This is a genomic window from Castellaniella sp. (genome assembly GCF_004321985.1).
Lineage (GTDB): Bacteria > Pseudomonadota > Gammaproteobacteria > Burkholderiales > Burkholderiaceae_B > Castellaniella.
This window is the reverse complement of the sequence record NZ_SCQN01000079.1, coordinates 1-4,514: the sequence shown is the minus strand read 5'-3', so window position 1 is coordinate 4,514 and position 4,514 is coordinate 1. Positions and strand designations below refer to the sequence as shown.

Here is a 4,514-nt window from a genome sequence, read left to right as displayed (position 1 = left end):
CCGGCGTACTCAGCGCCGCAGCCAGGCCAGCAGGGTGACTGCCAGGCGGTCGAGGTCGAGCGGCTTGGACAGGTAGTCGCTGGCACCCATCTGCAGGCATTTCTCGCGGTCGCCGTGCATGGCCTTGGCGGTCAGCGCGATGATCGGCAGGGCGCCGTAGTGCGGCTGCGCACGGATCGTGCGGATCATCTCGTAGCCGTCCATGCCCGGCATCATGATGTCGATCAGCAGCAGTTCCGGCGCGGCCTCCTCGGCCAGCATGCGCAGCGCCTTGGCGCCGTCCTGCGCCAGGCTCACCTGCATGCCCCAGCCGCGCAGCACCCTGGACAGCGCGAACAGGTTGCGCATGTCATCGTCCACCAGCAGCACGCGGCGGCCGGCCAGCTCGCCGCCGGCTGCCGCTGCTGGCAGGTCAGGGGTGGTGACGACCGCGGTGAACGGCGCGGTGGCCTGCTGTTCGGACATGGCCTGCGACTGCATCGACGCGGCCGCCGGCGGCTCCTCCGGCAACAGCGCGGTGAAGCGGCTGCCGTGGCCCGGTTCGCTGCGCACCACCAGGTCGCCGCCCAGCATCCTGGCCATCCGCCGCGAAATGGCCAGGCCCAGGCCAGTGCCGCCGAACTGCCGGCTGGTGCCGGCATCCACCTGCTCGAACGCGTTGAAGATGCGCTCGAGTTTGTCGGCGGGGATGCCGATGCCGGTGTCGCTGACGGTCAGCGCGAGCAGCGGCTGGCCATGCAGCAGCTCGGGTATGTCGACCTCGCCATCGGGGCGGCCGACGTGCACGCTCACCGCGCCTTCGGTGGTGAACTTGAAGGCATTGCCGAGCAGGTTGTTGGCGATCTGTTCCAGCCGCGCGCCGTCGGTGCGCAGCGCTGCCGGCAGGTCGGGCCCGATCGTCAGCGCGAACGCCAGCGATTTCTGCGCAGCGACATGGCCGAAGGTGCGGCGCAGCCGCTGCGCCAGCTCGGCCAGCGGCAGCTCGTCGATCACCAACTCCATCTTGCCGGCCTCGATCTTGGACAGGTCGAGGATGTCGTTGATCAGGTGCAGCAGGCTGTTGCCGGCGTCGTGGATGATCCGTGCCGACTCGACCTGATCCGCGTCCAGGTTGCCGCCGGCGTTGCCGGCCAGGTCGCGCGACAGGATCAGCAGGCTGTTCAGCGGCGTGCGCAGCTCGTGCGACATGTTGGCGAGGAACTCGGACTTGTACTGGCTGGCGCGCGCCAGTTCGGCGGCCTTGTCCGCGGTTTCCTGCTGCAGGTCCTCCAGCACGTACTTCTGCCGGTTGAGGCTCTCGGTCATCTCGCGCAGTTCCTCGTTCGACGCCTGCAGCTCGTCGGCCTGGATGCGCAGCTCCTCTTCGGAGGCGATCAGCCGCCGGGATTGTTCCTCCAGTTCCTCCGTCTTCGCCTGCAGCGCGTCGTTGTTGTCGCGCAGCACCTCCTTCTGCTGGCGCATCACCAGTTCGGACACGCGCAGCTCGTCGGCCTGTTCCTGCGTGCGCAGCAGCAGACCCTGCACGCTGACCGTGCGGTTGAGGTTTTCCAGGCTCAGCGCCACCAGCGGCAGCAGCTCGTCCAGCAGCTGGTGCACCACCGGGCTCGGCGGGGTGAAGCCGGCCAGTTCCAGCACGCCGATCAGGGTGTCGCGGTACAGCACCGGCAGGATCACCAGATGGCCGGGCAGCGCCGCGCCGCTGCCGGAGTCGATGTGCAGGTAGTCGGCGGGCACGTCGTCCAGGATGATCGGCTTGCGTTCGAGCGCGCACTGGCCGACCAGGCCCTCGCCCGGCAGGTACTGGTCGGCCGAACGGTTGCTCAGGCGCAGGCCGTAGCTGCCGATCAGGTCGAGCCGCTGGCGCGCGTCGTCGTAGGAATAGAACAGGCTCACACCGGCCTTGCACAACGGCACCAGCGCGCTGGTGAGCCACTGCGCGAACTCCTTGTGCGTGGTGGCCTGCAGCAGCAGGTGGGCCACGTCGGACACCTGCTCCTTGATCCAGCTCTGCGTCTGGTTGTCCACCAACATCTGCTTGAACACCTGCAGTGCACGGGCGATCTCGCCGATCTCGTCGCGGCGTTCGAGCCGACGGATCTCGAAATCATGGTCGTGGTTGGCCAGCCGGGTCAGCTGGTTGGTCAGGGCGCGCAGCGGCCGGGTGACCAGGCGCAGGGTCAGCCGGATCACCGCCAGGCCGAACAGGATGGCGAGCACGGCCGCCACGATGTCGACCGTGCGGGTGATGGCGATGGTCCGGTCCAGGCGCTGGTTGCGCGTGGACAGCAGCGCCTCCTCGTCCAGCGTCATCTGCGCGATGACGTCCTCGATCTCCTTCGCGCTGATGCTGCGGTGTTTCAGGTAGTCGGACTGGATGCGTTGCCGCTGCAGCGCGGCCTGTGCGGGGTCGAGCGTGCCCAGACCGGCAAGAGCATCGATCACTCCACTACGGAACTCGCGCTGCCACAGTTGTGCAGTTTCCTCCACCTTGTCGATGCGCGACAGCTGCAGTGGGCTGTCCGACATCAGTCCACGCAGCCGCGCGAGATCGGTGCCCAGATCCCGGTTGGCGCTCTCGAAGGCGTAGCGTTGTGCGGCATCCTGGGTCAGCAGGTAGCCGCGGGCGCCCACCTGGCTGGCCTGCATCGATTGCAGCACGTGGTCCAGCTGAAGCAGCACCTGGTAGGTATGCGTCGCCCAGCCCCGGTCGTCCTCCTGCTGGCGCAGCGAGTGCAGGGTGAGCGCGTTGGCCAGCAGGAACAGCCCCAGCAGCAGGCCGATGGCCAGCATGATCTTGTGCTGCAGCGGCTGGTTGGCCAGCCACGTATTGGGTGTTCGGTTCACGGGCATGCGGGAATCATCGCAGTTTGCGCGCCTGTTGCATGGCTGGCGCCAGGGCTGGCATGGGCAGTCACCGGCTCATCGGCGGCGCCAGACCGGCGGCACGATCGAGCCGCGCCGCCGCGCCACGACCAGCAGGCCGGTCGTGCCCAAGGTACACAGCGCCAGTGCCACCACCGATGCCTCGGCACCGAACGCGCCGCCGGTAAGCCAGTCCGGGCCGCTGCGGGTGGAGACCAGCCAGCCGTCGGCCGCGGTGCCGGAAACCGGAATGCCGTAGATCGTGCCCTGGGCGAAATTCCATGCTGCATGCAGGCCCATGCACACCGGCAGCGAGCGGGTCACGTGGTAGACCATGCCGAACAGCAGACCGGCCTCGATCGCGATGGCCGCCGAACTCCACAGCGTGGCGCCGGGGTTGGCAGCGTGGATGGCGCCAAACAGCAGCGCGGAAATGCCCAGCGCCCACCAGGTGCCCAGGCCTTCCTCCACGATGCGGAACAGCACGCCGCGGAAGACGATCTCCTCGCCGATGCCCGCGCCCAGACCCACCACCAGCAACGCGCCCAACCATGGCGCATGCGGCTGGAACGCGCTCACGTGGTAGCTGCCGACCAGCCACAGCACGGCCACCACGGCGCTGAACAGCAGCAGCCCGCCCAGCGCCCCGAGCAGGCCCTGCGGCAACAGCGAGCGTGGCGCCAGCTCGATGAGCGCCCGGCGCTCGACCAGCTTCACCAGGATCAGGTAAGCCGCCAGCGGCACCAGCGCACGGGCGACGAACTGCGCCAGGTTCTGCTGCAGGATCGGCGTGCCCTGGCCCATGCCCAGCGCGAGGAAGCCGAACCGCAGCATCACCATGAGGCCGACCAGCCAGGCCACGAAGATCGCAATCCGCCCCGGCGGGGAAAGCAGCCAGCGCCGCTGGCGTGGCGCTCCGGGCGGCGTGGTGAAGGCGATGGCGTGGTCGTGCATGCGTGGCTCCCCCGGCAAAGCCCCGCACGTTAGCAGTGCGGTGGCGTTGCGGCTACAGCTCCACCGCCGCCGCGTGCTCGCGGGTGGCGGCGAAGCGCACCTGCGGCCAGCGCTCCTGCGCCAGCTGCAGGTTGACCCGCGTCGGCGCGATGTAGACCAGTTCGCCGGCTGCGTCCAGCGCGAGGTTCATCGCGTTCTTCTCGCGGAATTCCTCCAGCTTCTTCGGGTCGTCGCAGTGCACCCAGCGCGCGGTGGTCACCGTCACCGGCTCGAAGCTGGCGTCCACGTTGTATTCGTCCTTCAGCCGGTAGGCGACCACCTCGAACTGCAGCACGCCGACCGCGCCCAGGATCAGGTCGTTGGACATCAGCGGACGGAAGAACTGGGTGGCGCCTTCCTCGGAGAGCTGCGCCAGGCCCTTGTGCAGCGCCTTCATCTTCAGCGGGTCGCGCAGCCGCGCACGGCGGAAGAGTTCGGGAGCGAAGTTCGGGATGCCGGTGAAGCTGACGTTCTCGCCCTCGGTGAAGGTGTCGCCGATGGCGATGGTGCCGTGGTTGTGCAGGCCGATCACGTCGCCGGGGTAGGCGGTCTCCACGATCTCGCGGTCGCTGGCCATGAAGGTCAGCGCGTTGGCGATGCGCACTTCCTTGCCGGTGCGGGTCTGGATCATCTTCATGCCGGCCGCGTAGGTGCCCGAG

The 4,514-nt window shown here is 68.5% G+C and carries 3 protein-coding genes; all 3 read right to left on the bottom strand.

Going from position 1 to position 4,514, the window contains the following annotated elements:
- Window positions 1–9: 9 nt before the first annotated feature.
- Window positions 10–2,850 carry a response regulator gene (locus EPN31_RS16530; RefSeq protein WP_291775896.1) on the bottom strand — a complete coding sequence of 947 codons (2,841 nt, stop codon included), beginning with the start codon at window positions 2,848–2,850 and terminating at the stop codon, window positions 10–12.
- Window positions 2,851–2,919: 69 nt separating this feature from the next.
- A complete protein-coding gene (locus EPN31_RS16525) occupies window positions 2,920–3,834 on the bottom strand; it encodes a CPBP family intramembrane glutamic endopeptidase (RefSeq protein WP_291775892.1) in 915 nt (304 codons plus the stop codon).
- A 34-nt stretch (window positions 3,835–3,868) separates the two neighbouring features.
- On the bottom strand, window positions 3,869–4,514 hold a 646-nt coding region (locus EPN31_RS16520; protein ID WP_367188329.1), incomplete at its 5' end, for an EF-Tu/IF-2/RF-3 family GTPase.

Excerpts from the sequence above, each read along its gene's own strand:
- EPN31_RS16530 (WP_291775896.1), bottom strand. The coding sequence starts at position 2,850 with ATGCCCGTGAACCGAACACCCAATACGTGGCTGGCCAACCAGCCGCTG.